This is a genomic window from Streptomyces sp. cmx-4-9, from assembly GCF_046548835.1.
GTDB lineage: Bacteria > Actinomycetota > Actinomycetes > Streptomycetales > Streptomycetaceae > Streptomyces.
The window spans coordinates 215,264-241,552 of the sequence record NZ_JAEBEE010000010.1 but is presented as its reverse complement, the minus strand read 5'-3'; the positions used below and the strand labels follow the sequence as shown (position 1 = coordinate 241,552).

The following is a 26,289-nucleotide window of genomic DNA, read 5'->3' as shown; positions in this document are numbered from 1 at the left end:
TTGCTACTGCCTCTCGTGGGCGGCTCGGTGGACGCGTTCACTTGCCGAAGACCATCAGGAGCTTCTCGTCCTTGCCCTTGGCCAGCAGGCGGGAGGCGGAGATGAAGAACCGGCCGTCCACGTAGTCGGTCTTCGGGGAGTAGAAGGAGCTCTCGACCGGGGCGGATGCGCCCGACGGGTGGCGCAGCACGGGGGTCGGCGTGCCGCCGGCCGCCGGGACGGTGAGGACCTCGCCGCCCTGGTCGTACTCCGCCTTGCGGTACAGGACCAGCTGGCCGTTCGCGGCCGCGATCGGGGTCAGGGTGCGCTTGTCCCCGGCCGGGGTGCGCCACTTGACCTTGCCGGTGCCCAGGTCGAAGGCGACGACCTCGTTGCCGGTGCCCGCGGACGTCGCCGTCGGCAGGTACAGGGTGTTGGAGTCGACCAGCCCGGTGGTGCACTGGAAGGAGCGGCTGAAGGCGCTGCCGCAGCCGGTGGCGAACTTGCCCTCGCCCGAGACCGTGGTGCGCTGCTTGCCGTCGGGGCCCAGGACCACGATGGAGCGCTCCTTCTTCGCCTCGTTGCCGATGTCGAGGACGAGCGGGTCCACCGAGTAGACGCTGGTGACCTTGAAGTCCTTGGGGAGCCGGAAGGACCAGGCCGGCTTGCCGGTGGCCGGGTCGGTGCCCTGCACCTCGACGGTGCTGTCGGCGTCCTGGCAGGTGGCGATGCCGATCATCTTGCCGTTGCCGCCGAGGTAGGTGCCGGCCTGGCAGCCCTCCGCCGGGGTGCCGAAGAGCCGGTCGCCGGTGCCGACCTTGAACACGGTGGAGCGGGTGACGCGGTTGACGGCGACGGTGTCCCCGCTGAGCGACAGGCTGGGGCCGGCGAACAGGTCGAACAGGCCCTCCTTGGGAACCTCCTTCGACCAGCCCTCCTTGCCCGCCTTGAGGTCGATCATCCGCATCTGGTTGCAGTTCGCGGAGTCCGATTCGCCGTCCTTGAAGAGGACGACGGTCTTGCCGTCGGTGGTCGTCCCGTCGGTGACGGCGCAGATCTCGGCAGGGAAGTCGATCTTCCACTTCTCCTTGCCGTCGGCCGCGCCGTAGCCCGTGACGGACTTCCAGACGCTCTTGGCCACGGTGTCGCCGACGACCCACTGGCCTTCGGCGTCGACGCCCGCGCCGGGTCCGTCGACCTTGCTGGTCTTCAGCCAGAGGACCTTGTCCTCACCCGGCTTGCGGCCGGCGTTCAGGTCCTCCTGCGCCGCGCCGTTTCCGCTGCCGTCGCCCTGGTCCACGGACGGCGAGCCGGACGGCTTCTCGTCCACGGGCGGGGAGGACTGCGCCACCGGCTGCTTCGGGTCGTCGCCGTCACCCCGGAAGAAGCCGACGTAGACGACGGCGGTGACGACGAGGGCGGCGGCCACCGAGGCGGCGATCAGCGCCGTCCGCTTCTTCTTCTTCGGCGGCATGCCGGGAGCCCCCGGCGGGACCCCCGGCACGCCGGGCGGCGGGGGCGGGTAGCCGTAGCCGGCGGGCGGGGCCGGCGGCTGCCCGTACGGGGAGGTCTGGGCGTACGGGTTGTCGCCCTGGGCCGGGTATCCGTAGCCGGGCTGCGGCGGGCCGGGCAGGTGGCCGTAACCGGAAGGTGTCGGCGGCTGGTTCGGCGGCGGGGGCGGCTCGGTCATCAGCGCACACTTTCGGCTTCGGAAGGTCGTGGAGGATGACCCTTTCTATCACTGACGACCGACACGCGCGGGGCCGGTCCGCCCCCTGTTCCCAAGGGAGGACCGGCCCGTGATGCCGCCGTTATCGCGCCAGTTGGCCGCTGCCCGGCGCCGCGCTCACGCGTCTTCGGCCAGTTCCAGCCAGCGCATCTCCAACTCGTCGCGGTCCGAGAGCAGTTCCCGCAGCTCCGCGTCGAGCTTGGCCACCTTGTCGTAGTCGGTGGAGTTCTCGGCGATCTGCGCGTGCAGGCTGCCCTCGCGGTCGGACAGCTTGTTGAGCTGCCGCTCGATCTTCTGGAGCTCCTTCTTCGCGGCGCGCGCGTCCCCCGAGGCGGTGGACTTCGCCGCCGGCGCGGCCGGGGCCGCCACCGGGGCGGCGGCCTCGATCATCTTCTGCCGGCGCTCCAGGTACTCGTCCAGGCCGCGCGGCAGCATCCGCAGGTTCGCGTCGCCGAGCAGGGCCATCACCGTGTCGGTGGTGCGCTCGATGAAGAACCGGTCGTGGGAGATCACGATCATCGAGCCGGGCCAGCCGTCGAGGAGGTCCTCCAGCTGGGTCAGGGTCTCGATGTCCAGGTCGTTGGTGGGCTCGTCGAGGAAGAGCACGTTGGGCTCGTCCATCAGCAGCCGCAGGATCTGCAGCCGGCGGCGCTCGCCGCCGGAGAGGTCGCCGACCGGCGTCCACTGCTTCTCCTTGGTGAAGCCGAACTGCTCGCACAGCTGGCCCGCCGTCATCTCGCGGCCCTTGCCGAGGTCCACCCGGTCGCGGACCCGCTGGACGGCCTCCAGCACCCGCAGGGAGGGGTCGAGTTCGCCGACCTCCTGCGAGAGGTACGCGAGCCGCACGGTCCGGCCGACGGTGACCTTGCCCGCGGCGGGCTGGACGTCGCCCTGGGTGCGGGCGGCCTCGGCGAGGGCCCGCAGCAGGGAGGTCTTGCCCGCGCCGTTGACGCCGACGAGGCCGATGCGGTCGCCGGGGCCCAGGTGCCAGGTGAGGTGCTGGAGGAGGGTCTTGGGTCCGGCCTGGACGGTCACGTCCTCCAGCTCGAAGACGGTCTTGCCCAGGCGCGCGTTGGCGAAGCGCATCAGCTCCGAGCGGTCGCGCGGCGGCGGCACGTCCGCGATCAGCTCGTTGGCGGCCTCGATGCGGTAGCGCGGCTTCGAGGTGCGGGCGGGGGCGCCGCGGCGCAGCCAGGCCAGCTCCTTGCGCATCAGGTTCTGCCGCTTGGACTCCTCGGTCGCGGCGATCCGCTCGCGTTCGGCGCGGGCGAAGACGTAGTCGCTGTACCCGCCCTCGTACTCGTGCACCTCGCCGCGCTGCACGTCCCACATGCGGGTGCAGACCTGGTCCAGGAACCAGCGGTCGTGGGTGACGCAGACGAGCGCGGAACGCCGCTCCTGGAGGTGGCGGGCCAGCCAGGAGATGCCCTCGACGTCGAGGTGGTTGGTGGGCTCGTCCAGGACCAGCAGGTCCTGGTCGGCGATGAGCAGCTGGGCGAGCGCGATGCGGCGGCGCTCGCCACCGGACAGCGGTCCGATGACGGTGTCCAGGCCCTGCTCGAAGCCCGGCAGGTCCAGGCCGCCGAAGAGGCCGGTCAGCACGTCGCGGATCTTGGCGTTGCCGGCCCACTCGTGGTCGGCCATGTCCCGGATGATCTCGTGGCGGATGGTGGCCGCGGGGTCGAGGGAGTCGTGCTGGGTCAGGACGCCCATGCGCAGGCCGCTGTTCTGGGTGACCCGGCCGCTGTCGGGCTCCTCCAGCTTCGCCAGCATGCGGATCAGGGTGGTCTTGCCGTCGCCGTTGCGGCCGACGACACCGATCCGGTCCCCCTCGGACACGCCGAGGGAGATGCCGTCGAGCAGGGTACGGGTGCCGTACACCTTGCTGACTGCCTCGACATTGACCAGATTGACGGCCATCAGACGCGCTCCAGGGAAGGGGTGTGGATCAGCCCCTCAGCCTAACCCTCCGGGCCGCGGCGGATCGTTCCACCAGGATCCACCCGCCCACGGCCATGCCGATGGCGGCCGGGGCGGTCAGCGGGACCGCGACCAGGGTGGCACTGTGCCCCTCCAGCAGGCCGCCGAGCCCGGTCATGGACAGGCCGAGGATCCCGAGCAGGCACAGGGTGATGCCGAGGGCGGCGCCGGGGCCGCTCGCCCGCGGGGCGGCGGCTGCCGGCTGCGGGGCTGCCAGCTGCGGGGCGGCCGGGGCGGGCTGCGGGGTGGCCGGGGCGGGGGCCTCGAAGCGGCGGAAGAGCGCGACGAGCAGGCCGGTCAGCAGGGCCGCCGCCGCCAGCCGGACCGGTACCTGCGCCCACCAGGCGGCACTGGCCGGGACCGGCAGCCGCAGGCCGAGCGCGAGCTGGATCCCGTACACCCCGAGCATGGCGGACAGGTGCCACAGGAAGGCGGTCATGGCGATGCCGTTCGCGGCGACGACCGCGCGCCAGACGCGGGGGCGGCGCAGCCAGGCCGCCGCGGCCCGGGCCGGCAGCTGCACGGCACCGACGAGCCACACGCCGTGGCAGAGCAGGGCGAAGGTCGGCGGGGCCATGTTGGAGACCTTCTCGCCGGGCATCCCCACCATGGACAGCGGGTACGGGCCGGCCGCGACCAGCAGGACGGCACCGGCCAGTCCGGCGGATGCCGGCAGGGCCGGTCGGCGGATGCGCCCGTCGGCGCGCAGGAAGCCCAGCTGGTGGACCGCGAGCCAGACGAAGGCGAAGTTCAGGAACTCCACGTACGGCACGCCGAACCCGAAGCGCAGGACGTCGACCAGCCCGGCCGCCGCGGCCAGCCCGGCGAAGGCGCCCCAGCCGTAGCGCTCGTGCAGCCGCAGCAGGGGCGGGGTGAAGGCGACCATCGACAGGTAGATCCCGATGAACCACAGCGGCTGGGTGACCAGCCGCAGCGCGGCGCCGCTGAGCCGTCCGCCGCCTGCGCCCGCGAGCTGGACGGCCAGCGCGAGGACGCTCCACACCGCGACGAACACCAGGGTGGGCCGCAGCAGCCGCTGGAGGCGGGCCCGCAGGAAGACGGCGTAGCGGGGCCCGTCGGCCCCGCGGGCCAGGGAGCGGTGGGACAGGGCGTGGGAGAACCCGCCGACGAAGAAGAAGACGGGCATGACCTGCAGGGCCCAGGTGAGCACCTGGAGCCCGGGCAGCAGCGCGAGCAGGTTCCCGATGCCGTCGCCGCTGACCGCCGCCATCAGCCAGTGCCCGCAGACGACCGTCCCGAGCGAGGCGACGCGGAGCAGGTCGACGTACCGGTCGCGGGTGTCGGGGGTGGCGGCGGCGAGGTCGCGTGCGCTGGCTGTCATGTCTCCACGCTCGCCCCGGCGGGCGCTCCCCCGACAGGGCGTACCTACTCATCCCGCTCTGAGTACCCCTCCCCGACCGCCTACGCCGATGCCCGGCGCGGCAGAGGCTCCGCCCGGCCTTCCGCCTCAAACGCCGGCGGGGCTGGGACGGCGCAAGCTCCGACCGACCCCGGCAACCAGCCCCCGACCCGCACCACCAGCCCCGCCGGCGCTTGAGGCGAGAGCCCGAGCGCAGCCGGGCCGGGCGGCCAAAGCCTGGCTCCGCAAAGCTACGGCGTAGCCCGGGCCGGGCGGCCAAAGCCTGGCTCCGCCACCACCAGCCCCGCCGGCGCTTGAGGCGAAAGCCCGAGCGCAGCCGGGCCGGGCGGCCAAAGCCTGGCTCCGCAAAGCTACGGCACAGCCCGGGCCGGGCGGCCAAAGCCTGGCTCCGCCACCACCAGCCCCGCCGGCGCTTGAGGCGAAAGCCCGAGCGCAGCCGGGCCGGGCGGCCGAGGCCTGGCTCCGCAAAGCCGCGGCGCAGCCCGGGCCGGGCTCCGGCGGCGGGGGGGTGTCGGGTCAGGGGAGGACGGTGGCTCCGGGGGCCGGGCCGGAGGCCACGTGGGTGGCGCGACAGGTGCCGGAGGCTTCGAGGGCGGCGGCGACCTTCGCCGCGGTCTCCGGGTCGGGGACGAGGAAGGCCGTGGTGGGGCCCGAGCCGGAGACCAGCGCGGCCAGCGCCCCGGCTCCGGTGCCCGCCGCCAGGGTGTCGGCCAGCGAGGGCCGCAGCGACAGCGCCGCCGCCTGGAGGTCGTTGGCCAGGGTGGCGGCCAGCGCCCCGGCGTCCCCGGAGGCGAGGGCGGCGAGCAGCTGCGGGGAGGCCTGGGGCTCGGGGACGGCCGTCCCCGCGGTGAGCCGGTCGAACTCGCGGAACACCGCCGGGGTGGACAGCCCGCCGTCGGCCACGGCGAAGACCCAGTGGAAGGTGCCCGCGTCGACCGGGGTGAGCAGCTCGCCCCGGCCGGTGCCCAGCGCCGCCCCGCCGACCAGGCTGAAGGGGACGTCGCTGCCCAGCACGGCGCAGATGTCGAGGAGTTCGCCGCGCGGGGTGTCCAGCCCCCACAGGGCGTCGCAGGCCAGCAGCGCGGCGGCGCCGTCCGCGCTGCCGCCGGCCATGCCGCCCGCGACGGGGATGCTCTTCGCGATGTGGAGGTGGACGGCGGGTTCGATGCCGGCCCGGGCCGCGAGCATCTCGGCGGCGCGCGCGGCGAGGTTGCCGCGGTCCAGGGGGACCCGGTCGGCGTCGGCACCGGTGCAGGTGACGGTCAGCGCGTCCGCGGGGGTGGCCGTGACCTCGTCGAAGAGGGAGACGGCGAGGAAGACGTTGGCCAGGTCGTGGAAGCCGTCCGGGCGGGCCGCGCCCACCGCCAGCCGGACGTTGACCTTCGCGGGGACCCGTACGGTCACGCTCACAGTGCGGGCCCCGCCTCGGGCTTGTGCTCGGCGATCGCCGCGAACTCCTCGACCGTCAGGGACTCCCCGCGTGCCTGCGGGGAGACGCCGGCGGCGACCAGGGCGGCCTCGGCGCCGGGCGCCGAGCCGGCCCAGCCGGCCAGGGCGGCGCGCAGCGTCTTGCGGCGCTGCGCGAAGGCCGCGTCCACGACGGCGAAGACCTCGGCCTTGGAGGCGCTGGTCTTGACCGGCTCCGTGCGGCGGACCAGGGACACCAGGCCCGAGTCGACGTTGGGCGCGGGCCAGAAGACGTTGCGGCCGATGGATCCGGCCCGCTTGACGTCGGCGTACCAGTTGGCCTTGACCGAGGGGACCCCGTACACCTTGTTGCCCGGCCGGGCGGCGAGCCGGTCGGCGACCTCGGCCTGCACCATGACCAGGGTCCGCTCGATGGTCGGGAAGCGGTCGAGCATCGTCAGCAGGACGGGCACGGCCACGTTGTACGGCAGGTTCGCGACGAGCGCGGTGGGCGCCGGGCCGGGCAGTTCCGTCACGAGCATCGCGTCGGAGTGGACCAGCGCGAAGCGGTCCCGGCGGGTGGGCATCCGGGCCTCGATGGTGGCGGGCAGCGCCGCGGCCAGGATGTCGTCGATCTCCACGGCGACGACCCGGTCGGCCGCCTCCAGCAGTGCCAGCGTCAGCGAGCCCAGTCCCGGTCCGACCTCGACGACCACGTCGTCGGGGCGCACCTCGGCGGTGCGCACGATCCGGCGCACCGTGTTGGCGTCGATGACGAAGTTCTGGCCCTTCTGCTTCGTCGGGCGGACACCGAGGGCTGCTGCCAGCTCACGGATGTCGGATGCGCCGAGGAGGGCGTCGGGGGTGCCGGAGGAGGCGGGTTCGGGCTGCTGCTCTGCGGTGCTCACCGGTAAAGCGTCTCAGATCACCGGGGGGATCCCGCGCCGGACCTGGGCCCGCCGCGGAGTCAGCCCCGGGTGAGCCTGCGCCCGCAGTGCGGCCAGGGGCTCGCGCCGCGCTGTACGTAGAGCTTCTTCGCCCGGTACGTCTGCTCCGCGCCGGGGGCGTCCTGCGGGCGGCCGCTGCCGCCGAGCGCCTGCCAGGTGCGGACGTCGAACTGGTAGAGGCCTCCGTAGGTGCCGGAGGCGTCGGTGGCCGAGGGCCGGCCGCCGGACTCGCAGTGGGCCAGGGCCGCCCAGTCGAGGCCGTCGGCGCCGGCGACGGAGTCGGGCAGCGGCCTGGTGCCGACCCTGACGAGCTGGGTGACGGGCTCGCGGACGGTCTCCTCGGCGATGCGGCGGGGTTTCTGGCGGACCCCGTTGACGGTGCGCAGGCTGTAGGTGACCCGGCGGGCCCCGGGCCGGCCGGCGCGTTCGACGACCTCGGTGCCGGCGAACAGGGTGCCGTCCTCGACCCGCTCGGTCGCGTACGGGAGGCGTTCCTCGCGGACCTCGCGGGTGCCGGTGATGCGCAGGACGGTGACGGTCTGGCCGTCGCGGGGGAAGGAGCCGGGCGGCACGGAGGTGGTGTCCTGTCCGTGGAGGGTGATCCCGGCCTGGCGCAGGGCTTCCTCGACGGTGGCGGCGTTGGTGCGCAGGGTGCGTTCGCGGCCGTCGGCCAGGAAGGTGACGCTGCGCTCGGTGCGGACGCTGAGGGTGAGTCCCTCGCGCGGGACGGGCGCGGTGCGCAGGGCGGAGAGGTAGGCACCTTCGGCGCGGATGCCGAACTGGCGCAGGGCTCCCTCGACGGTGCGGGCGGTGGTCCACACCTGGCTCCGGCGGCCGTCGACGGTCAGCCGCAGCGGGCGGCCGTAGCGGACGACGATCTCCTGGCCGTCGCGCAGGGGGGCGCCGGGGGCGGGGGCGACGAGGTCGTGGGGGCCGACGCCGAGGTCTTCGGCGGCGAGGAGTTCGTCCACGCCGTCGGCGAAGGTGTGCAGGGTGCGCGGTACGCCGTCCACGGTCAGGCGTACCGCCTTGTCCGCCGCGACGAAGGCGGTGGTGCCGCCGGCCAGGAAGGCGACGACCAGGGCTTGCGGGAGGATCCGCCGCCAGCTCGCGCCGGGGGCGGCGGACGGCGCGGCCGGGGGCTGCGGGCCGGTGCGGGCCGCGGCGCGGCGCCCGCCGGAGCCCCGGCGCCGGCCCGGCACCGCGGGCACCGGCGCGGGCACCGGCGCGGGCACCGGCGGGGCGGCGTACGGCCCGGATCCGGCATCGGAGCCGGCTTCGGCTCGGGGATCGGGCCCGGCTCCGGGATCGGGCTCGGCTGCCGGTCCGCGCCGTCTGCCGGAGCCCGCTGCGGCGGGCGGCGCGGCGGCGGCCGCGGCCGGCGGGGCGAGGAGGCCGACGTCGCCGCCGGCCCGCCGGTGGCTGCCCGCCGGGGCGGCGGGCGGCGCCGCCTCGGCTGCCGGTCCGCGCCGCCGGCCGGTCCCGCCGGGGGCCTGCGGTGCGGGGTCGGCCGGGGCCCGGCCGCGGGCGCGGCGGCCGCCGCGGGGGGCGGGGACGCCGGGATCCGGCTCCCCGGGGACGGCGGCCGCGGCGCGGTCCTCGTGTGCCCCGGGGAGGGGACCGCTTCGGCGGTGGCTGCCCTGCGTATCGCTCACGACGCTCGCTCCACTGGTCCGGCGCCCCTGGTCGGGGCAGGGCACCTTAGCGGAGCGGGCGTCACGGAAACAAAGGCGGACGACTACGCAGCGTGTCGTGCTGCCGGGGTGTCAGTAGCCGAACGCGCGGGCCGTGTTGGCGGCGAGGGCCGTGGCCATCGCGTCCTCGTCGATGCCGCGGACCGCCGCCATCGCCCGTACGGTCAGCGGAATGAGGTACGGGGCGTTGGGCCGTCCGCGGTACGGCGCGGGGGTGAGGTAGGGCGCGTCGGTCTCGACGAGGACGAGTTCCAGCGGGGCCACCGCGAGGGCCTCGCGCAGCGGCGCCGCGTTCTTGAAGGTGACGGTCCCGGCGAAGGACATGTAGTACCCGGCGGCGGCGCATTCGCGTGCCATCTCCGCGTCCCCGGAGTAGCAGTGGAAGACGGTCCGCTCGGGGGCGCCCTCCTCGCGCAGCACCCGCAGGACGTCCGCGTGGGCCTCGCGGTCGTGGATGACCAGGGCCTTGCCCTGCCGTTTGGCGATCTCGATGTGGGCGCGGAAGGAACGCTCCTGCGCGGCCATTCCCTCCGGGCCGGTGCGGAAGTGGTCGAGGCCGGTCTCGCCCACCGCCTTGACCTGGTCGAGGGCCGCGAGGGCCTCGATCTCGGCGAGCGCGTCGTCCAGGGCGCTCTCGCCGCCGCCGCGCCGCGCACCTTGGCGCGACCAGCCGTCGGGGTCGCCGTGCACGATCCGGGGGGCCTCGTTGGGGTGGAGGGCCACGGCCGCGTGCACGCCTGCGTGCGCGGCGGCCGTCTCGGCGGCCCAGCGGGAGCCCTTGACGTCGCAGCCGACCTGGACCACGGTCGTGACCCCCACGGAGGCGGCCCGGGCGAGGCTTTCCTCGACGGTGCCGGACTGCATGTCCAGGTGGGTGTGCGAGTCGGCCACCGCCACCCGCAGGGGTTCGGGCAGCGGCGGCAGGGCGTCCTTGGGCTGCGGCTTCCGCGGGGCCTGCGCCGCCTCGTCCGCTTTCTCCACGCGTGTCATACGGCCGATCTTATGACCGGCGGAAGATCCCGAGGAGCCGGGCGAGCGGGCCCCGGCGCTCTCCGTCCGCGCCGACGGCGACCGGGCCGGGGGCGTCGTGCCGGACGGAGGACTTGCGCGGCCGGGGGGCGCGGGGGCCGTCGGCGCCCGCCGGGACGGGACCGGCGATGCCGGGCGCGACCGGGTGGTGGTAGATGTGGTCGAGCATGCCGAGCACCGAGGAGACCTGGCCCGCCCGCATGATCCGTACGACGTGGCCCCCGCAGTTGAGGCAGGTGGGGTTCGACAGGGGGGACGGCACCCGTTCACCGTTGACCGTGTACATGATGAACGCCTGGCCCGCGGCGTCGGTGTGGTGCTCTATCGCATAGGCCTGCTCCCAGCCGTACCCGCACCGCATGCAGGCGAAGGAGTACGCCTCGTGCACGGTCTGCACTCCGGACGCGCGGGCGGGGGCGGGGGCCGTGGTGACGGGTACCGGGGTGTCTGCGATCTCACTCATGCGAGCTCCTCTTGTTCCACTGGTGCCATTGCCAGTGGACGCCTCTTCAGGCGGGAGCGCATCAGGCCCTGTCTAGTGTTGGACGGTCTTTGGGGCAGTCATGCCCAAAGCGCCCGGTGCGCGGTCTGAGCTTTGCTTTTCAGGTTAGCTCTTTACCGACTTACAGCACCTTTTGTGCCGCATTCTTTGCCGCCACCACCGCGTCGAAGACCTCCCGCTTGGGTACCCCGGCCTCGGCTGCGACGGAGGCGATGGCCTCCTTGCGGCGCTCCCCCGCCTCCTCGCGCACCCGCACCCTGCGCACCAGCTCATCGGCGTCCACGTCGCCGGGTCCGGGCGCGGCGGCGCCCTCCACGACGACGGTGATCTCCCCGCGGACGCCTTCGGCCGCCCAGGCGGCCAGGTCGCCGAGGCCGCCGCGCTTGACCTCCTCGTAGGTCTTCGTCAGTTCTCGGCACACCGCGGCCCGCCGCTCGGGGCCGAAGACCTCGGCCATCGCGGCCAGGGTGTCGTCGAGCCGGTGCGGGGCCTCGAAGTAGACGAGCGTGCGGCGCTCCTGCTCCACCTCCCGCAGCCGGCCGAGGCGCTCGCCCGCCTTGCGCGGCAGGAAGCCCTCGAAGCAGAAGCGGTCCACCGGCAGCCCGGAGAGGGCGAGCGCGGTGAGCACGGCCGACGGTCCGGGCACCGCGGTGACCTTGATGTCCTTCTCCACGGCCGCGGCGACCAGCCGGTAGCCGGGGTCGGAGACCGAGGGCATGCCCGCATCCGTCACCAGCAGCACGCGCGCCCCGCCGGCCAGCGCCTCGACCAGCTCCGGGGTGCGCGCCGACTCGTTGCCCTCGAAGTAGGAGAGCACGCGCCCGGTGGTGTGCACGCCGAGCCCCTGGGTGAGCCGGCGCAGCCGCCGGGTGTCCTCGGCGGCGACCACGTCGGCCCGTTCCAGCTCGGCGGCGAGCCGGGGCGGGGCGTCGGCGAGGTCGCCGATGGGGGTTCCGGCGAGGACGAGCACCCCCGCCTCGGCGGGGGCCGGGTGGACGGGTTCGCTGCCGCGGGGCTGGTCAGTGGTCACCCGGCCATCCTCTCATTGGGGCCCGGTGCGCCCCCCGGGCGCGTGCGGCCGGGGCCCGGGCGGGCGCCCCGCCGGCCCGCTCGCCCGTGGGGACTGGGGCTCCCACAGATCAGTTCCCTACGATGGCCCGGTGACCAGTACCGCGACGCCCCCGCCCAGCCCCGCGGGGGCCCCTCCCGCACCACCGGCGGGACGCGCAGACGAGCCGCCCGGCTGGCTGCGCCGCCTGCGCGGCTTCGGCTACGCGCCGTCCGCCGCGGCCGCGGCGGCCGCGGACGTCCGCGCCCGCCTGGTGCCGCCGTATGCACAGCCGTCCGCCCAGCTGTGGGCGGCGCTCGGCGTGCCCGCCTCGGCGGTGGGCACCTGGCAGCGCGTCCTCGCCTGGGCGGGTCCGCTGCTGGTGGCGCTGGTCGCCGGGGTGCTGCGGTTCGTGCACCTGGGCAGCCCGAAGGCGGTGATATTCGACGAGACGTACTACGCCAAGGACGCCTGGGCCACGATCCGGCAGGGGTACGAGGCGAGCTGGCCCAAGGACATCGACAAGTCGATCCTCGCCAACCCCGACGGCATCTCCCTGCCCCTGGACCCGGGTTACGTCGTGCACCCGCCGGTCGGCAAATGGGTGATCGGCCTGGGCGAGTGGATGTTCGGCTTCACCCCGTTCGGCTGGCGGTTCATGACCGCGGTCCTCGGCACCCTCTCGGTGCTGATGCTGTGCCGGATCGGGCGCCGCCTGCTGCGCTCCACCTTCCTCGGCTGCCTGGCGGGCGCCCTGCTCGCCGTGGACGGCCTGCACCTGGTGATGAGCCGCACCGCGCTGCTCGACCTGGTGCTGATGTTCTTCGTCCTGGCCGCCTTCGGGGCGCTGCTCATCGACCGCGACAGGGCCCGGGCCCGGCTCGCTGCCGCGCTCCCGGTCGACGACGAGGGGCGCACCCGCCCGGACCCGGAGACCGCGGGGACGCTGCGGCTGGGCGCCCGCCCCTACCGGATCCTGGCCGGGGTCTGCCTGGGCCTGGCCGCGGGCACGAAGTGGAACGGCTTCGTGGTGCTGGCCTTCTTCGGCATCCTCACCGTGCTGTGGGACGCCGCCGCGCGCCGCACCGCGGGGGCGGGCTCCCCGTACCGCGCCATGCTGAGCCGTGACGCGCTGCCCGCCTTCGTGTCCACCGTGCCGGTGGCGCTCGTGACGTACGTGGCCTCCTGGAGCGGCTGGATCTTCAGCCCCGACAACGGCAAGGGCGGCTACCTGCGGGACTGGGCCGCCAAGAACGACCAGGGCAGCTCCCTGTCCTTCCTGCCGGAGTGGCTGCGCAGCCTGTGGCACTACGAGACCGAGGTCTACCGCTTCCACGTGGGCCTGACCTCCGGCCACACCTACGAGTCCAATCCGTGGAGCTGGCTGGTCCTCGGCCGCCCCGTCTCCTACTTCTACGAGTCCCCCGAGCCCGGCACCGACGGCTGCCCGGCGACGGAGGCGGGCAAGTGCGCCCGCGAGGTGCTGGCCCTCGGCACCCCGCTGCTGTGGTGGGCGGGCTGCTTCGCCCTGCTGTACGTGCTGTGGCGGTGGTTCTTCCGCCGCGACTGGCGGGCGGGGGCGATCGCCTGCGCCCTGGCCGCGGGCCTGCTGCCCTGGTTCCACTACCAGGAGCGGACCATCTTCTACTTCTACGCCGTGGTCTTCGTCCCGTACCTGTGCCTGGCGGTGGCGATGATGACCGGCGCGCTGCTGGGCCCGGCGGGCTCGACGGAACGGCGCCGCGCCCTGGGGGCGATCGGCGCCGGGGTACTGGTGCTGCTGATCGTCTGGAACTTCATCTATTTCTGGCCGATCTACACCGGCCAGACCCTGCCGATGGACTCCTGGCGCGGCCGGATGTGGCTGGACACCTGGGTCTGATCCGGAGGTGCGGAAGGGCTCTCCCGCCGGGCGGGAGGGCCCTTCCGCCCATTTCCCCACCATTGCGGCCATCGATGTTCCGGTCCGGTAACAAGCGGGTGAGCGCGGGGCCGCACAGCGTAAGGTCTGCACCTGGAATTCTTTGAACACGTTCAGAGAACTGTGACACGGGGGAGACACATGAACGGGGCAGCCAAGGGCGCCGTCATCGGCGGGGTGTTCCTCGCGATGCTCGGCGGCGCCGGGTACGGGGTGTTCGCACTGGTCGGGGACGCCGGATCCGACGGCAAGGGGACCACCACGGCGGGGACCACCACCCTCTCGGAGAAGGGCAGCGGGCCGGTCACCGAGAAGGAGACCGCCGCGACCGCCAAGGCCTTCCTGGCCGCATGGGCGGCCGGGGACGACCGGGCGGCCGCCGACCTGACCAACAACGCCCAGGCCGCACAGACGGCCGTCGCCGACTACCAGGCCAAGGCCTACGTCTCCAAGGCCGTGATCACGCCGGGCACGCCGAAGGGCGACACCGTGCCCTTCACGGTGGCCGCGGAGATCACCTACGAGGGCACCACCAAGCCCCTGGCCTACGAGTCCCAGCTGACGGTGGTGCGCGGGACGACCACCGGCAAGGCGCTCGTCGACTGGCAGCCGTCGGTGATCCACCCGCAGCTCCAGAAGGACGAGAAGCTGCGCGCGGGCGCCCCGGCAAGCCCGCCGGTCAAGGCGGTGGACCGCAACGGCCAGGAGCTGACCCCTGAGAAGTACCCCTCGCTGCGGCCGGTCCTGGACGAGCTGCGCGGTACCTACGGCAGCAGGACGGGCGGGAAGACGGGCGCCGAGGTCTGGATCGAACCGGCCGCCGCGGACACGCCCAAGCGGACCTTGCTCACTCTGGTGGAGGGCGAGCCGAGCGTCCTGAAGACCTACCTCGACGCGAAGGTGCAGGCGGCGGCCGAGCAGGCGGTCGCCCGGTTCCCCGAGGCCTCCGTGGTCGCCGTGCAGCCGAGCACCGGGCACATCCTGGCCGTCGCCAACCACCGCAGGGACGGCTACAACGCGGCGATGACGGGCAACCGGGCCCCCGGCTCCACCATGAAGATCGTGACGGCGGCGATGCTGCTGGACCGCGGCAAGGTGGCGGCCGACAAGCCGGCGGAGTGCCCCAAGGACGTGTCGTGGGGCGGCCGCTCCTTCCACAACCTGAAGAACTTCGAGCTGACCGGCAAGACCTTCGCGACCAGCTTCGCGCAGTCCTGCAACACCGCCTTCATCAAGCAGATCAAGCAGGTCGACGACGACGCCGCGCTGCCCGACGAGGCCCGGGAGGTCTTCGGCATCGGCCTGGACTGGAAGACCGGCATCAAGTCCACCGACGGCAAGGTCCCGCCGGCGACGGGCGCCGAGGCCGCCGCCGAGTACATCGGGCAGGGCCAGATCACGATGAACCCGCTGAACGTCGCGTCGATCACCGCCACCGCGCGCACCGGGGTGTTCCGCCAGCCGCTGCTGGTCTCCCCGGAGTTGGACGGCCGCAGGATCGCCACGGCGGAGCGGCGCATGAAGCCCGCCGTGCAGCAGCAGCTGGTCTCCATGATGCGGCTGACGGCCACCGGCGGCACCGGTGCGAAGGCGATGGCCACGGTCGGCGGCGACAAGGGCGCGAAGACCGGTTCGGCGGAGGTCGACGGTGCGGGGAGCCCGGACAGCTGGTTCACCGGCTTCGGCGGGGACGTGGCCGCGGCGGCCATGGTCGAGGGCGGCGGCCACGGCGGCGACGCGGCCGGCCCGGTCGTCGCCGCGGTCCTCTCCGCCTCCTGACCGCGCCCACCCCCGGCCCCGGCGGCGCCTTACAGGGCTGAGCGCAGGGCCCGTACGAGGGCCTGTGCGCGCGGGTCGGCCGTGACCGACGCGGCCAGGGCGTTGGTGACGTAGCCGAAGCCGATGCCCGCTTCCGGGTCCGCGAAGGCCAGCGAGCCGCCGCGGCCGGGGTGGCCGAAGGAGGCCGGGGAGAGCAGCGGCGAGGCCGGGCCGTGCAGCATGTAGCCGGGGCCGAAGCGGGTGTGCACCACAAGGACCCGGTCCGCGCCCGCCGAGAGCTCGCGACCCGCGAGCGCGGTGGTGGCCGGGGTGAAGATCCGGGCGCCGTCCTCCACCACCCCGATGGTGGCCGCGTAGAAGCGGGCCAGGGCGCGGGCGGTGCCGATGCCCGCCGAGGCCGGCAGCTCGGCCGCCCGGTAGGCGGGGTCGTTCTCGTCCGGCAGGGGGTCGATGGCCGCGAAGGCGCGGCGGGTGAGGGATGCCGGGTCGGCGTAGGCCTCGGAGACGTTGCGCCGCGGCCGGGTCCTGAGCGCGCCCGCGCGCTGCGGTGCCTCGACGGCGGCCACCCGCCCGACCCGGTGGGCCTCGGCCTCGGGCAGCCCGATCCAGAACTCCAGGCCCAGCGGCTCGGCCAGTTCCTCGGACAGGATGCCGCCGAGGGTGCGGCCGGTCGCCCGCAGCACCAGCTCGGACAGCAGCCAGCTGTAGGTCTGGGCGTGGTAGCCGTGCTCCGTGCCGGGCTCCCAGAAGGGCCGCTGGGCGGCGACCGCGCGGGGGCCGCTGACCCCGTCGGCCGCCTGGGCCGGGGTCAGGCCCCGGTCCAGTGCCGGGACGCCGGCGCGGTGCGCGAGCACGTCGCGGACCAGGATGCGCTCCTTGCCGCCCGCCTTGAACTCGGGCCAGTACGAGCCCACCGGCGCGTCCAGGTCCAGCAGCCCGCGCTGGTGCAGCAGCAGCGGTACGGCGGCGGCAACGCCCTTGGTGGCGGAGCGGACGATCTGCGCGGTGCCGGCGGTCCAGGGGGCAGGGGCCCCGGCGGCGGGGAGCCCGGCGGCGGGGGCCCCGGCGGCGTCCGCGTCCCTGGCGCCGCCCCACAGGTCCACGACCTTGCGGCCGTCCCGGTACACGGCCACCGCGGCGCCCCGGTCCCCCAGTACCTCGAAGTTGCGGACGAACGCCTCCCGGACGGGCTCGAAGCCGTCCGCCACCACACCCTGTATCTCCACGACGGGGCCAACAACCCCCGGCGGGCGCTTATGCCACCGACACCGAGCGGGGGTCGAAGCCGAAGGGCAGCTCCAGGCGGTGGGCCCGCATCAACGGCTCGTCGCAGAGCAGGTCCTGGGTGCGGCCGTCCGCGGCGATGACGCCCTCGCTGAGGACCACGGCCCGCGGGCACAGCTCCAGGGCGTACGGCAGGTCGTGGGTGACCATCAGCACGGTGACGTCCAGCGAGCGCAGGATGTCCGCCAGCTCGCGGCGCGAGGCCGGGTCCAGGTTGGAGGAGGGCTCGTCGAGGACGAGGATCTCGGGCCGCATGGCGAGGACCGTGGCCACCGCGACCCGGCGGCGCTGGCCGAAGGAGAGGTGGTGCGGCGGCCGGTCGGCGAACTCCGCCATGCCGACCTGCTCCAGGGCCTGCCGGACCCGCTCCTCCAGCTCCGCGCCGCGCATTCCGGAAGCTGCCGGTCCGAAGGCGACATCCTCCCGCACGGTCGGCATGAACAGCTGGTCGTCGGGGTCCTGGAAGACGATCCCGACCCGCCGGCGGATCTCGGCGAGGTTCCGCTTGGCCACCGGCAGCCCGGCCACGGAGACGGATCCGACCCCTCCGGTCAGAATGCCGTTGAGGTGCAGCACCAGGGTGGTCTTGCCGGCGCCGTTGGGCCCGAGGAGGGCGACCCGCTCGCCGCGGGCGACGGTCAGGTCCACTCCGAACAGGGCCTGGTGGCCGTCCGGGTAGGCGTAGGCGAGACCCGAGACCTCCAGGGAGGCGGGGGACGGGTCCGTGGCGGGCCGGGGTGCGGATGGCGTGGTCACAGGGTCCATCCCATCAGACAGACGGCGAGCGCCGTCACCGGGAGCACGGCCGCGTACGCCCACTGGGTCCGGGTGGCGGCCACCTCGTCGATCACCGGCATCGAGCCGGCGTACCCGCGGCTGACCATCGCGAGGTAGACCCGCTCGCCGCGCTCGTAGGAGCGGATGAACAGCGCGCCCGCCGTCTTGGCGAGCACGCCCCAGTGCCGGATCCCCCGGGCTTCGAAACCGCGCGAGCGGCGGGCGACGGACATCCGGCGCAGCTCGTCGGCGATCACGTCCCCGTAGCGGATCATGAAGCCGGCGATCTGGACGAGCAGGGGCGGCAGCTTCAGCCGCTGCAGGCCGAGCAGCAGCGCGCGCAGTTCGGTGGTGGAGGCGAGCAGGACGGATGCGGCGACTCCGAGGGTGCCCTTGGCCAGCACGTTCCAGGCGCCCCACAGGCCCGGGACGCTGAGCTGGAGTCCGAGCACCACGACCTGCTCGCCCTCCGCGACGAAGGGCATCAGTACGGCGAAGGCGACGAACGGGACCTCGATCAGCATCCGCCGCAGCAGGAAGCCGGCCGGGATCCGGGCCGCGGCCGCGACCGCGGCGATGAGCACGGCGTACAGGCCGAAGGCCCACACCGCCTCGCGCGGGGTGGAGACGACGACGAGGACGAAGCCGAAGACCGCGGCGAGTTTGCAGTGCGGGGGCAGGGCGTGGACCGGCGAGTGCCCGTGCCGGTAGAGCGTGTGGGCATGGCCGGCGCCCACGTCAGACCGCCGTGGTGGAGGGCGCGGGAGCGGGGGCCGGCTCGTCGGTGCGGCGGCGACGCGCGATCCAGAAGACGCCGGAGCCGACGGCGACGGTCGCACCGACGCCGATGACGCCCGCGAGGCCGACGGAGAGGCTTTCGTTGCCGACGTCCTTGACCGCGTAGTCGGCGAGCGGGGAGTCGGCGGTGGCGTGCTCGTACTGGTCGGCCTTGGCGTCGATGCCCTGGTCGGCGGCGACCTTCTCCAGCCCGTCGGGGCTGCTGGAGGCGAAGGAGGAGACGAGGCCGGCGAGGACGAGGGCCGCGGCCAGACCGACGGCCCAGACCCTCTTGGCGGAGCGGGCCGCGACGGGCCGGACCGCGGCGGCGGGGGCGTCGACGAACTCTCCGCCCACGCGCAGCTTCAGCGGCGCGGTCAGCCCGCGGGCCCCGTGCACCAGGTCGGGCCGTACGGCGATCACCGCGCCCACGGTGGCGGCGGTGATCAGGGCCTCGCCGATGCCGATCAGCACGTGCACGCCGACCATGGCGGTGAACACCTTGCCGATGGGCACCTGGGTGGTCCCGCCGACGGCGTAGATGAGGGTGAAGGCGGCGGCGGCGGCCGGGACCGACAGCAGGGCCCCGGCGAAGGCGGCCGCGGTCACCGACCGGCGGGTCCCCGGCAGGACCCTGAGCAGCCCGCGGAACAGCGCGTAGGCCACGACGACGGTGACGGCGCCCATGACGGTGATGTTCACGCCGAGGGCGGTCAGGCCCCCGTCGGCGAAGAGGATGCCCTGCATCAGCAGCACCACGGACACGCACAGCACCCCGGTGAAGGGGCCGACGAGTATTGCGGCCAGGGCTCCGCCCAGGAGGTGCCCGCTGGTGCCTGCGGCGACGGGGAAGTTCAGCATCTGGACGGCGAAGATGAAGGCGGCGACGAGGCCGGCGAGCGGCGCGGTGCGCTCGTCCAGTTCCCGGCGGGCTCCGCGGAGGCTGACGGCCACCGCGCCGGTGGCCACCACTGCGGCCGCCACCGAAACGGGTGCGTTGATGAATCCGTCGGGCACATGCATGGAACGGCTCCGCTTCTCGCACAGTCTGGAACCGTTCAAGAATAGTGCCCACTTGCAAATGATTGGCAAGAGCGCTCGCGTCACAAAGAGGGGCGCGCAGTTTCGTGGGAATGTGCGAGGCTGGACAGACAAACAGGCTCAAATGCTCCAATTTCGAGGAGTCGTGTCGATGTCAGCGACCGCCGAGAACCCCGCCGCGCGGACCACCACCGCAACCGCCGCTGCGACCATCGACCTCGTCGAGGAGCGCTGCCGAGCCCGTGTGATCACCGACGACCCGCTCTACCGGACCGTCCCGGTGGCCCTGCGCTTCGTCCCCGCCGAGCCGCTGGCCGTACGGATCGTCTTCCCCGCCGACCTCTCCCCCGAGGGCACCGACAACGAGTGGGTCTTCCCCCGCGCCTTGCTGGAGGCGGGCCTGACGGCCCCGACCGGCACCGGCGACGTGCGCATCTGGCCGTGCGGGCGGGTGCAGGCCATCGTCGAGTTCCACTCCCCCGAGGGCGTCGCGGTGGTCCAGTTCGACATCGCGGCCCTGCGCCGCTTCCTGCGCCGCACGAACGCCCCGGCCCCCCGTTAGGCCAGACGGCCCCGGCCCCGTACCGCCCGGGTGAACGGGCGGTACGGGGCCGGGGTGCGGTCCGCGCCGGGGCGCGGCCGGGTCAGGCGTTGACGAGCTCGCGGTCCTTGCCCGGGTCCTCCGGGGAACCGGAGTCGTCACCCAGGTGGCGGCGCAGGCTCTCGCCTTCCACATCGACGTTGGGCAGGAGCTTGTCCAGCCAGCCCGGGAGCCACCAGGCCTTGTGGCCGAGCAGGGCGAGCACCGCCGGGACGATGGCCATGCGGACCACGAAGGCGTCGAAGAACACGGCGACGGCCAGACCGAAGCCGATCATCTTGACCATCTGCTCGCTGGCTCCGATGAAGCCCGCGAAGACCGCGATCATGATGACGGCGGCGGCCACGACCACCCGGGCGCTGTAGCGGAACCCGGTCACCACGGCCTGGCCGGGGCGCTCGCCGTGGACGTACGCCTCCCGCATCCGGGTGACGAGGAAGACCTCGTAGTCCATGGCCAGGCCGAAGACCACGCCCACCATGAAGATCGGCATCATCGACATGATCGGTCCGGTCTGCTCCACCCCGAAGAGCGAGCCGAGCCAGCCCCACTGGAAGACCGCGACGACCGCGCCGAGGGCGGCGACCACCGAGAGCAGGAAGCCGAGGGCCGCCTTGAGCGGGACCAGGACCGAGCGGAACACCAGCATCAGCAGCAGGAAGGCCAGGCCGACCACGAGCGCCAGGTAGGGCAGCAGCGCGTCGTTCATCTTCTGCGAGAAGTCGATGTTCATCGCGGTGGCGCCGGTGACGAGGACGTCGTCCCCGCTGCCGTCGCGGATCGAGTGGACCAGGTCCTCCGTCTGCGTGGAGGAGGGGCGGTCCTTCGGGATGACCGTGATGACCGCGGCGTCGCCGGCCTCGTTGGGGGCCGGCGGGGTGACCGCGGCGACGCCCTCCAGGCCCTTGATCCGGTCGGCGGTCTGGTCGGCCAGGGCCTTGTCGCCGTCGACGACGACCATCAGCGGACCGTTGAAGCCCGGGCCGAAGCCGTCGGACAGCAGGTCGTAGGCCTGGCGCTGGGTGGTGGAGACCGGCTGGGCGCCGTCGTCCGGCAGGCCCATCTCCAGCTTGCCCGCCGGGATCGCGATGACGCCGAGGCCGATCACGCCGGCCAGCAGGACGGTCACCGGGCGGCGCAGGACGAACCGGGCCCAGCGGGTACCGCCGTTGGGCTTCCCGTCCGGGTCGGCGGCGTCCTTGCCCTTGCCGCCCTTGCCGCCCTTGCCGAAGAGCTTGCTCTTCTCGCCGGCCGGCAGGACCTTCCTGCCCGCGAAGCCGAGGATGGCCGGGACCAGGGTGAGGGCGACCAGGACCGCGATGACCACGGTTCCGGCAGCCGCGACGCCCATCTTGGTGAGCATCGGGATGTTGACGACGGCCAGGCCCACGAGGGCGATGACCACGGTCAGACCGGCGAACACCACGGCGGAACCAGCGGTTCCGGCGGCCCGTCCCGCGGCCTCGTCCCGCTCGCGGCCCTCGGCGAGCTCCGCGCGGTAGCGGGAGACGATGAAGAGGGCGTAGTCGATGCCGACCGCGAGGCCGATCATCATCGCCAGGGTGGAGGTGGTGCTGCCGAGGTCCAGCACGTTGGCGAGCGCGGTGATCGAGGAGACGCCGATGCCCACGCCGATCAGCGCGGTCAGCAGTGGCAGCCCGGCCGCGATCAGCGAACCGAAGGTGATCACGAGGACGATCGCGGCGATCAGGATGCCGATGATCTCTCCGGACCCCGTCTCGGGGGCCGCCATCAGCGCGTCGCCGCCGATCTCGACGGTGAGCCCCTGCGCCTGGGGCTCCTTGCCGGAGTCCTTCAGCGCGTCACGGGCCACGTCGGTCAGCTCCATGCCGCTGACCTTGTACTTGGTGCTGATGTAGGCGGTGGAGCCGTCCTGGCTCACGGCCTGCGTCTGGTACGGGTCGGCGACCGAGGAGATCTGGTCCTTGCCCGGACCGGACTTCAGGTCCTCGACGATCTTCTCGACCTGGGCCTTGGTGCCCGGGTCGGTGACCTTCGCGCCGTCCGGGGCCTTGATGACGATGCGGGCGGTGGCGCCGTCGGCGGCCATGCCCGGGAACTTCTTGTCCAGCAGGTCGAAGGCCTTCTGGGCCTCCGTGCCGGGTATGGAGAACGAGCCGGAGGTGGGGGCGGACGCCGAAGCCGCGCCGAAGCCGGCGACGAACAGCAGCGCCACCCAGACGAGGGCGACGAATCGGCGGCGCCGGAAGGCGCCCCTGCCGAGTCGGTAGAGGAAGGTGGCCACGTCGGTGGTTCTCCCGTTCAGGTCGTGGGATGGATCCGGTGCGGATCAGGGCGTGGAGAGCCGGCCCGACGACGAGAGCGGCGTGTCAGGAACAGCGGCGGAGCTTCGGGGACGGGGTGGATCAGATGCCGAGGGCGGGGAAGACCACGGCTTCGATGAAGTCACCGAGGAAAGCCCGGTCCACCGAGCGGTCCTCGATCAGCGGGAGCGCGATGAACGCCCCGATGAGCATGTGCGGTACGAAGTCCAGGGCGGGGCAGTCCGGGCGGATCTCGCCCCGGTCCACCGCGCGCTGCAGCATCGCCTGGAGGCCGTTGAGCTCCGGGTCGACCAGGAGGTCGCGCAGCGCCTTGTGGAGCTCCGGGCTCTCGTGGACGGCGTGGGCCAGACCCCGCATCAGTGCGGTGTCCTTGGCCATCTGCGCGTCGTCGGAGTGCTCCACCATGCGCGCGAAGTCCCCGCGCAGGGTGCCCGTGTCGATCTCACGCAGCGAGACGGGCTGCGTGCACCGGAGGGCCTTGGCGACCAGCTCGGGCTTGCTCCCCCACTGGCGGTAGAGGGTGGCCTTGCTGGACTTGGTGCGGGCGGCGATCGCGTCCATGGTCAGCGCTTCGTAGCCGACGTCGCGCAGGAGGTCGAGCACCGCTTCGTGCAGTTCGGCCTGCCGCTCGGGGGTGATGCGGCTGCGCCGAGCCGCCATCGCTTCGGTCATCGCCGCATCTCCCGTCCGAACGAAACTGTTCCGTACACCGGAAACCATACCCCCGCACCCATCGAAACGAAACCGTTCCGTTTCGCTCGGGAGCGTGTCATGGATCACCTGTACGAGTTGCCAGGGCCCTCCCGCGCGGAAAGCATTGGGGGGTGAGTCACGACGTCGCGTACCTCCGTTTCCCGCACCTGCACGATGACCTGCTGTGTTTCGCCACCGAGGACGACCTGTGGGTCGCCCCCCTCGTCCCCGACGGACAGACTCCCGGCCGGGCCTGGCGGATCACCGTCGACCGGACGCGGGTCAGCCACCCGCGCTTCTCCCCCGACGGCCGCCACATCGCCTTCACCACCTGGCGCAGCCTCGACCCCGAGATCCACCTCGCCCCCGTCGACGGCGGCCCGGCCCGCCAGCTCAGCCACTGGGGCGCCACCGACACCCGCGTCTGCGGCTGGACCCCGCCCGACGAGGACGGCCGCAGCGACATCCTGGCCGTCTCCTCGCACGGCCAGCCCTTCTCCTACTTCGCCTGGGCGTACAGCCTCCCCACCGACGGCAGCCCGGGCGGCCGCCTGCCCTGGGGGCCCGTCTCCGACATCCAGGTGCACGCCGGAGCCGACGGCGAGCGCCGCTCCCTGCTCCTCACCGGCAAGCCCCCGCACGAGCCCGCCGCCTGGAAGCGCTACCGCGGCGGCGCCACCGGGCGGCTGTGGCTGCACGGCGTACGCCTGCTGGAGGACGTCGAGGGCCACCTCGACTCCCCGATGTTCGTGGGCGGCCGGATCGCCTTCCTCTCCGACCACGAGGGCGTCGGCAACCTCTACTCCTGCCGGCCCGACGGCACCGACCTGCGCCGGCACACCGACCACGACGAGTTCTACGCCCGGCACGCCTCCACCGACGGCACCCGGGTCGTCTACCAGTGCGCCGGGGACCTCTGGCTCGTGGACTCCCTCGCCCCGGACGCCGTCCCGCGCAAGCTCCGGGTACGGCTGGGGGGACCCCGCGCGGGCCGCCGCCCCTACCAGATCCCGGCCGCCAGCCACGTGGACTCGCTCTCCGTCGACACCACCGGCCGGGCCAGCGCGGTCGTGGTGCGCGGCAGCCTGTACTGGCTGACCCACCGCGACGGCCCGGCCCGCACCATCGCCGACTCCCCCGGGGTGCGGGTGCGGCTGCCCGAGATGCTCGGCAGCAGCGGACAGGTCGCCTACGTGACCGACGCCGAGGGCGAGGACGCGATCGAGATCGCCTCCCTGCCGCGGGCCTCCGGGGAGCGCGCCCCGCGCCGGCTGGCCTCCGGCAGGCTGGGCCGCGTCCTGGAGCTGCTGTCCGACCCGGACGGCGAACGCCTCGCCCTCGCCTCCCACGACGGGCGCCTGCTGCTCGTCGACGCCGCCGAGGAGTCCGACGGTGAGGTCACCGAGCTGGTGCGCTCCGACAACGGGCCCGTCACCGACCTGGCGTTCTCCCCCGACGGGTGCTGGCTGACCTGGTCGCACCCGGGCATCGGGCGCTCGCTGCGGTCGATCAGGATGGCGCGGATCTCCGGTCCGGGCGCGCCCACCGTCATCGACGTCACCAACGGCCGCTTCGAGGACGAGAGCCCGGTCTTCACCCGCGACGGCCGCTACCTCGCCTTCCTGTCGTGGCGCGGCTTCGACCCGGTCTACGACGTGCACACCGGCGACCTGTCCTTCCCGCTGGGCTGCCGCCCGTACCTGGTGCCGCTGTCCTCGGCGACCAACTCCCCCTTCGCCTTCACCCCCGACGGCCGCCCGGCCGCCGGCGGTCTCGACCCGGTCGAGGGCGACTCCGACTCGGGCGACGGCTCGGTGACCGTGGAGGTGGAGGGGCTGGAGAGCCGGGTCACGCCGTTCCCCGTGTCGGCGTCGAAGTACTCGGCCCTGTACCCGGTGAGCGGCGGCGGACTGGTCTGGCTGCGCTGGCCGATCTCCGGCGCGCTCGGCGAGACCTTCGCCAACCCCTCCGACACCAGCGGCAAGCCCACCCTGGAGCACTTCGACCTGACCAAGGCCCGCAAGACCGAACTGGCCTCGGGCCTGGACTGGTTCGCGCTCAGCGGCGACGGCACCCGGCTGGTGGTCAACGACGACGGCGACCTGCGGGCCGTCCCGGCCACCGAGTCCGGTGACAGCGACTCGACCGTCTACCTGGACCTGCGGCGGATCCTGCACGAGGTGGACCCGGCGGCCGAGTGGCGCCAGGCCTTCGAGGAGGCGGGACGGATCATCCGTGCCTACTTCTGGGAGCCGGACATGTGCGGCATCGACTGGGACGCGGTGCTGTCCCAGTACCGGCCGCTGGTGGAACGGGTCGCCTCACCGGACGAGTTCGCCGACCTGCTGCGCGAGGTCCTCGGCGAACTCGGCACCTCGCACGCCTACGTCTCCCCCGCCCGCCGCAACGAGGGCCCTCCGCACTACCAGCGGGCCATCGGCCTGCTCGGCGCCAACCTCGTCTGCCGGGACGGGGCGTGGGTGGTCAGCCGGATCCTGCCCGGCGAGTCCTCGGACTCCAAGGCCCGCTCCCCGCTGGCGGGCACCGGCATCCGCGAGGGCGCCGAGCTGACCCATGTGGACGGGCGCCCGGTGGACCCGGTGACCGGACCCGCCCCGCTCCTCGCGGCGGCCGGCGGGACCACCGTGGAGCTGACCTTCCGCCCGGTGGAGGGCCCGGAGCGGGCCCGCCGGGTCGCCGTCGTCCCGCTGATCGACGAACGGCCGCTGCGCTACCAGGACTGGGTGGCCAAGCGGCGCGCGGTGGTCCGGGAGATCAGCGGCGGCCGCTGCGGGTACCTCCACATCCCCGACATGGGCGGCTCGGGCTGGGCGCAGTTCAACCGGGACCTGCGCATGGAGATGTCCCGGCCGGCCCTGATCGTGGACGTGCGCGGCAATGCGGGCGGGCACATCAGCGAGCTGGTGGTGGAGAAGCTGACCCGGTCGATCCTCGGCTGGGACCTGACGCGCGGGGCCCAGCCCGTCTCGTACGCCTCCAACGCGCCCCGCGGTCCGATCGTGGCCCTGGCCGACGAGGCCACCGCCTCCGACGGCGACATGATCACCGCGGCGTTCAAGCTGCTGGGGCTGGGCCCGGTGGTCGGCCAGCGCACCTGGGGCGGGGTGGTCGGCATGACCGGCCGGCACACCCTGGGCGACGGCACGGTGATCACGGTGCCGATGAACGCCGCCTGGTTCCCCGAGTACGGCTGGTCGGTGGAGAACCACGGGGTGGAACCGGACCTCGCGATCCTGCGCACCCCGCTCGACTGGGCCGAGGGCCGGCACGCGCAGCTCGACGACGCGGTGCACCTGGCGCTGGAACTGCTGGAGCAGGACCCGGCCCTGCAGCCGCCCGGCTACACCGACGTGCCGGACCGGCGCCGCCCGAAGCTGCCCCCGCGCTGACCCC

Annotated in this window: 19 protein-coding genes; 4 read left to right on the top strand and 15 right to left on the bottom strand. The window is 73.7% G+C overall.

Going from position 1 to position 26,289, the window contains the following annotated elements:
• Positions 1-37 precede the first annotated feature (37 nt).
• The 9 genes from ACLJTM_RS29740 to rsmI all read right to left on the bottom strand — a co-directional run bounded on the left by ACLJTM_RS29740 (position 38) and on the right by rsmI (position 11,678).
• On the bottom strand, positions 38-1,669 hold the full coding sequence (locus ACLJTM_RS29740) for a PQQ-binding-like beta-propeller repeat protein (protein ID WP_411106852.1): 1,632 nt from the start codon (positions 1,667-1,669) through the stop codon (positions 38-40).
• Positions 1,670-1,825: 156 nt separating this feature from the next.
• Entirely contained in the window at positions 1,826-3,628 is a 1,803-nt protein-coding gene (locus tag ACLJTM_RS29735) for an ABC-F family ATP-binding cassette domain-containing protein (RefSeq protein WP_411106851.1), read from the bottom strand.
• Positions 3,629-3,656: 28 nt separating this feature from the next.
• Positions 3,657-5,030: an acyltransferase family protein gene (locus tag ACLJTM_RS29730; protein WP_411106850.1), complete on the bottom strand. Its 1,374-nt coding sequence runs from the start codon at positions 5,028-5,030 to the stop codon at positions 3,657-3,659.
• A 555-nt stretch (positions 5,031-5,585) separates the two neighbouring features.
• Complete coding sequence (locus ACLJTM_RS29725; RefSeq protein ID WP_411106849.1) at positions 5,586-6,479, bottom strand: 4-(cytidine 5'-diphospho)-2-C-methyl-D-erythritol kinase; 894 nt, start codon at positions 6,477-6,479, stop codon at positions 5,586-5,588.
• On the bottom strand, positions 6,476-7,384 hold the full coding sequence (gene rsmA / locus ACLJTM_RS29720) for a 16S rRNA (adenine(1518)-N(6)/adenine(1519)-N(6))-dimethyltransferase RsmA (RefSeq protein WP_411106848.1): 909 nt from the start codon (positions 7,382-7,384) through the stop codon (positions 6,476-6,478). Before rsmA ends, ACLJTM_RS29725 begins: the two co-directional genes overlap by 4 nt.
• A gap of 59 nt (positions 7,385-7,443) precedes the next feature.
• Positions 7,444-8,658 carry a ubiquitin-like domain-containing protein gene (locus ACLJTM_RS29715; RefSeq protein ID WP_411106954.1) on the bottom strand — a complete coding sequence of 405 codons (1,215 nt, stop codon included), beginning with the start codon at positions 8,656-8,658 and terminating at the stop codon, positions 7,444-7,446.
• Between the two features lie 531 nt (positions 8,659-9,189).
• Positions 9,190-10,107: a TatD family hydrolase gene (locus tag ACLJTM_RS29710; RefSeq protein WP_411106847.1), complete on the bottom strand. Its 918-nt coding sequence runs from the start codon at positions 10,105-10,107 to the stop codon at positions 9,190-9,192.
• 10 nt (positions 10,108-10,117) lie between these two features.
• Positions 10,118-10,609, bottom strand: coding sequence for a hypothetical protein (locus ACLJTM_RS29705; RefSeq protein ID WP_411106846.1), 492 nt, complete (start codon positions 10,607-10,609; stop codon positions 10,118-10,120).
• A 160-nt stretch (positions 10,610-10,769) separates the two neighbouring features.
• Positions 10,770-11,678 carry a 16S rRNA (cytidine(1402)-2'-O)-methyltransferase gene (gene rsmI, locus ACLJTM_RS29700; protein ID WP_411106845.1) on the bottom strand — a complete coding sequence of 303 codons (909 nt, stop codon included), beginning with the start codon at positions 11,676-11,678 and terminating at the stop codon, positions 10,770-10,772.
• A 130-nt stretch (positions 11,679-11,808) separates the two neighbouring features.
• Here rsmI and ACLJTM_RS29695 point away from each other — a divergent pair, with 130 nt between their 5' ends.
• Together ACLJTM_RS29695 and ACLJTM_RS29690 are read left to right on the top strand one after the other, a co-directional pair.
• On the top strand, positions 11,809-13,578 hold the full coding sequence (locus tag ACLJTM_RS29695; protein WP_411106844.1) for a dolichyl-phosphate-mannose--protein mannosyltransferase: 1,770 nt from the start codon (positions 11,809-11,811) through the stop codon (positions 13,576-13,578).
• Between the two features lie 180 nt (positions 13,579-13,758).
• Positions 13,759-15,396, top strand: coding sequence for a penicillin-binding transpeptidase domain-containing protein (locus tag ACLJTM_RS29690; protein ID WP_411106843.1), 1,638 nt, complete (start codon positions 13,759-13,761; stop codon positions 15,394-15,396).
• A 29-nt stretch (positions 15,397-15,425) separates the two neighbouring features.
• Here ACLJTM_RS29690 and ACLJTM_RS29685 read toward each other — a convergent pair whose 3' ends face one another.
• The 4 genes from ACLJTM_RS29685 to ACLJTM_RS29670 are packed head-to-tail and all read right to left on the bottom strand — an operon-like array spanning position 15,426 to position 19,257.
• Complete coding sequence (locus ACLJTM_RS29685) at positions 15,426-16,622, bottom strand: serine hydrolase domain-containing protein (protein ID WP_411106842.1); 1,197 nt, start codon at positions 16,620-16,622, stop codon at positions 15,426-15,428.
• Between the two features lie 28 nt (positions 16,623-16,650).
• A complete protein-coding gene (locus ACLJTM_RS29680) occupies positions 16,651-17,445 on the bottom strand; it encodes an energy-coupling factor ABC transporter ATP-binding protein (protein WP_411106841.1) in 795 nt (264 codons plus the stop codon).
• Positions 17,433-18,194 carry a cobalt ECF transporter T component CbiQ gene (gene cbiQ / locus ACLJTM_RS29675; protein ID WP_411106840.1) on the bottom strand — a complete coding sequence of 254 codons (762 nt, stop codon included), beginning with the start codon at positions 18,192-18,194 and terminating at the stop codon, positions 17,433-17,435. Before cbiQ ends, ACLJTM_RS29680 begins: the two co-directional genes overlap by 13 nt.
• Before the next feature lies 1 nt (position 18,195).
• Entirely contained in the window at positions 18,196-19,257 is a 1,062-nt protein-coding gene (locus tag ACLJTM_RS29670) for an energy-coupling factor ABC transporter permease (RefSeq protein ID WP_411106839.1), read from the bottom strand.
• A gap of 169 nt (positions 19,258-19,426) precedes the next feature.
• Here ACLJTM_RS29670 and ACLJTM_RS29665 point away from each other — a divergent pair, with 169 nt between their 5' ends.
• On the top strand, positions 19,427-19,837 hold the full coding sequence (locus ACLJTM_RS29665; RefSeq protein ID WP_411106838.1) for an SsgA family sporulation/cell division regulator: 411 nt from the start codon (positions 19,427-19,429) through the stop codon (positions 19,835-19,837).
• A gap of 82 nt (positions 19,838-19,919) precedes the next feature.
• Here the strand turns inward: ACLJTM_RS29665 and ACLJTM_RS29660 are convergent, their stop codons facing one another.
• Together ACLJTM_RS29660 and ACLJTM_RS29655 are read right to left on the bottom strand one after the other, a co-directional pair.
• The gene (locus tag ACLJTM_RS29660; RefSeq protein WP_411106837.1) at positions 19,920-22,142 is read right to left on the bottom strand and encodes an MMPL family transporter; all 2,223 of its coding nucleotides are present in this window, start codon (positions 22,140-22,142) and stop codon (positions 19,920-19,922) included.
• Positions 22,143-22,263: 121 nt separating this feature from the next.
• Positions 22,264-22,854 (bottom strand): TetR/AcrR family transcriptional regulator, encoded by a 591-nt coding sequence (locus ACLJTM_RS29655; protein WP_411106836.1) that lies wholly within the window; start codon positions 22,852-22,854, stop codon positions 22,264-22,266.
• A gap of 152 nt (positions 22,855-23,006) precedes the next feature.
• On the opposite strand from ACLJTM_RS29655, the gene ACLJTM_RS29650 reads away from it, so the two are divergent.
• Positions 23,007-26,285, top strand: coding sequence for a S41 family peptidase (locus ACLJTM_RS29650; protein WP_411106835.1), 3,279 nt, complete (start codon positions 23,007-23,009; stop codon positions 26,283-26,285).
• Positions 26,286-26,289 lie beyond the last annotated feature (4 nt).

Bases quoted from the DNA above. Each gene is read 5' to 3' on its own strand.
- ACLJTM_RS29740 (WP_411106852.1), bottom strand. From the start codon at position 1,669: ATGACCGAGCCGCCCCCGCCGCCGAACCAGCCGCCGACACCTTCCGGT.
- ACLJTM_RS29705 (WP_411106846.1), bottom strand. From the start codon at position 10,609: ATGAGTGAGATCGCAGACACCCCGGTACCCGTCACCACGGCCCCCGCC.
- ACLJTM_RS29735 (WP_411106851.1), bottom strand. From the start codon at position 3,628: ATGGCCGTCAATCTGGTCAATGTCGAGGCAGTCAGCAAGGTGTACGGC.
- ACLJTM_RS29665 (WP_411106838.1), top strand. From the start codon at position 19,427: ATGTCAGCGACCGCCGAGAACCCCGCCGCGCGGACCACCACCGCAACC.
- ACLJTM_RS29655 (WP_411106836.1), bottom strand. From the start codon at position 22,854: ATGACCGAAGCGATGGCGGCTCGGCGCAGCCGCATCACCCCCGAGCGG.
- ACLJTM_RS29670 (WP_411106839.1), bottom strand. From the start codon at position 19,257: ATGCATGTGCCCGACGGATTCATCAACGCACCCGTTTCGGTGGCGGCC.
- ACLJTM_RS29710 (WP_411106847.1), bottom strand. From the start codon at position 10,107: ATGACACGCGTGGAGAAAGCGGACGAGGCGGCGCAGGCCCCGCGGAAG.
- ACLJTM_RS29690 (WP_411106843.1), top strand. From the start codon at position 13,759: ATGAACGGGGCAGCCAAGGGCGCCGTCATCGGCGGGGTGTTCCTCGCG.
- ACLJTM_RS29730 (WP_411106850.1), bottom strand. From the start codon at position 5,030: ATGACAGCCAGCGCACGCGACCTCGCCGCCGCCACCCCCGACACCCGC.
- ACLJTM_RS29680 (WP_411106841.1), bottom strand. From the start codon at position 17,445: ATGGACCCTGTGACCACGCCATCCGCACCCCGGCCCGCCACGGACCCG.